The sequence below is a fragment of the Neobacillus drentensis genome (assembly GCF_036965645.1).
GTDB classification, from domain to species: Bacteria; Bacillota; Bacilli; order Bacillales; family Cytobacillaceae; genus Neobacillus; species Neobacillus drentensis_D.
Window position 1 is genome coordinate 332 of record NZ_JBALPZ010000278.1, and the last position, 2,333, is coordinate 2,664.

Genomic DNA, 2,333 nt, shown 5'->3' on the forward strand with positions numbered 1-2,333 from the left:
TGCTGTTTCTTAATAAGGAGGTATATGATGAAGTTTTTTATAAAGTTAAATATTCTTAGTGCCTTATACGCTATAGCCTTGTTTATAGCAATTGAACTCATAATAAATGTAACTCATATTAGTACGTTAACTGGCTGGGATTGGGATAATGTTTACATTGTAATTGCTGCCATTAATGTTATTGGACTCCTACTCTCGACAATTTTATTTATTTACTTAACAAAAAAATGGACTATAGGTAGAAAATACAGCTATTTGTCACTCCTTTTGTGGGCACCATATTTTATTCTTCTTTTCTCTTATTTCCCTGTTGTTTTTCCTATTAATACAGGAGTAACACTTTTTCCGAGATATAGCCTTCTTATTTATGGGTCTGTCATTTTGTATCCAGTTTACATATTATTTATAAATCTATATGCTTCACCTCTAAGTACAGATTATAAGGAAATAAGGCATTAATAATGCAGATCACTTTTTGCAACTTATTCATCTCGCTTTAGTTTAAAAAGAAAAAAGAGTGAGCCTAATTAGCCCACTCTACAAAACTAGGGATTCTTAAGAGTCCCTTCTTCGTTAGATTTCTATATTTAACCTTTGCTTTTAACTTAGGATCAAGGTAAATAAACTTATCATTTCCCTCAATTTAAGCCAGAAACATTTCCACAACTAAACACCTGTTAGTGAATTAATTTAAGCACATTCATTAATCCTACAAATCTGATCCTTTTTTCTCTAATATACACATCCATTTATAATAGCCAAAAAAGAATAGTAAGAGTATGGTTCATGAATGATTTATAATTTACATTCCCTGCCTAATTTACTTTTAATCAGCACTTGTCCATTCAGTTTTATTCTGAGTGCATATATTATTATTGCCACCAGCACATAGTTACCTCCGAAAAAGCGTTTGCATGAATTGTAGACGCTTTTTTTATTATTAGAAATTGTTTAAACAATTTGCGGAATTTTAACTTACACAATGATGATTGTCCAATCGATTCTTGTCCTAAGAAATATACATATATAGAGGAAAGTATTCTTTCTTCAGTTAATCCCGATAGGTGGTGAAAAATATGTGGGGATCATGTGGATACGGAGGCGGCTACGGCTACGGCGGTGGCTATGGCGGCGGTTCAACTTTTGTTTTAATCGTTGTATTGTTCATTCTGTTGATTATCGTATTGACTAGCGTCATTTAATCAACTAAACGGTATGATTTGGACGAGTAAAATCCTATTTATGGAGATGTTATAATTGGGAGAATCTAGACACGAACATAGAGAAAACAACGCTTTTGCGTTAATCGTAGTATTGTTCGTCTTGCTGATCATTGTCGGAGCTTCTTTTATGAGCGGTATGGGCGGCTACTAAGTGGTAAAGGGTAGATTAGTTTAGGTTAATCTGTCCTTTTTCACATAGGCTTCTGAAATGGAAGGAGGATGAATTAAATGACATTTTTTGGATTTGATAGAAGAGACCCGTTTTTTCGTGACGATTTTAGAAGAAGACGGTTTTTCCCCATTGAAATTGAAATCGAAATCGAGAGAAGAAGACGTATTGAAATTGAAATCGAATTTGAGAGAAGAAGACGGTTCGAAATCGAGAGAAGAAGACGCGGATTCTTTTAAGCAAATGATTTAAAGATTTAAACATGTTTTTCAAGGAGCCTACGGGCTCTTTTTTTTAGGCTGTTTTCACCAAAATGTTTATGAACTTGCGTTTGCCTTTTTACAAAAATTCCTTCATTTCTGCTGTATTCAATGTTGTTCACCTTCTTAAGCTAACCTGCCCTCTTTAGCTTAAGAAGAAAAAGCCACCAAAAATGGCAGCTGAATCTTTAACTCCTAGTAGTTGGGATTCTTAAATAGAGCAATCAAATTAATCCCATTTCTCTTCTTTCATATTATTGATTAACCTGTTTAACCCATTTTGTAACTATTTTTTTGCGTTTATCTTGATACTTAACATTTGCTTCCAAATCCAAAGCGTATCTTCGTTTTGTTCTACTGTTACATTTGTTACAAACGGCACCCCCGACATAAATAGCAGGATAAGTGGTAAATCCCCCGCTAAGTCGAATATTCATTTTTAAAATAACGTTATGTGTAAAATTAACTAATATTACTTATGAGCTAGCATGAACCATCTCTAACATCCACAACAACCATGATGGAATGGATAGCCGCCATATCCGTGATGGAATGGATAGCCGCCATATCCGTGATGGAATGGATAGCCACCATATCCGTGATGGAATGGGTAACCGCCATAACCCATGCCGTAACCAGGATAACCTCCATATCCCATGCCATAACCAGGATAACCTCCAT

General features: G+C 34.6%; 5 protein-coding genes. 4 read left to right on the forward strand and 1 reads right to left on the reverse strand.

Annotation, left to right across the window (positions count from 1 at the left end; all coding sequences use genetic code 11):
* Positions 1-27: 27 nt before the first annotated feature.
* From V7266_RS30295 to V7266_RS30310, 4 genes are all read left to right on the forward strand, one after another.
* Positions 28-459 (forward strand): hypothetical protein, encoded by a 432-nt coding sequence (locus V7266_RS30295; RefSeq protein ID WP_335472982.1) that lies wholly within the window; start codon positions 28-30, stop codon positions 457-459.
* A gap of 617 nt (positions 460-1,076) precedes the next feature.
* Positions 1,077-1,202 carry a sporulation protein YjcZ gene (gene yjcZ, locus V7266_RS30300; RefSeq protein ID WP_335472983.1) on the forward strand — a complete coding sequence of 42 codons (126 nt, stop codon included), beginning with the start codon at positions 1,077-1,079 and terminating at the stop codon, positions 1,200-1,202.
* Positions 1,203-1,257: 55 nt separating this feature from the next.
* Positions 1,258-1,374, forward strand: a complete 117-nt coding sequence (locus V7266_RS30305; protein ID WP_335472984.1) for a YjcZ family sporulation protein — start codon at positions 1,258-1,260, stop codon at positions 1,372-1,374.
* A gap of 77 nt (positions 1,375-1,451) precedes the next feature.
* Entirely contained in the window at positions 1,452-1,631 is a 180-nt protein-coding gene (locus V7266_RS30310; protein ID WP_335472985.1) for a hypothetical protein, read from the forward strand.
* Between the two features lie 504 nt (positions 1,632-2,135).
* On the opposite strand, the gene V7266_RS30315 is transcribed toward V7266_RS30310, so the two are convergent.
* On the reverse strand, positions 2,136-2,333 hold a 198-nt coding region (locus V7266_RS30315), incomplete at its 5' end, for a hypothetical protein (RefSeq protein WP_335472987.1).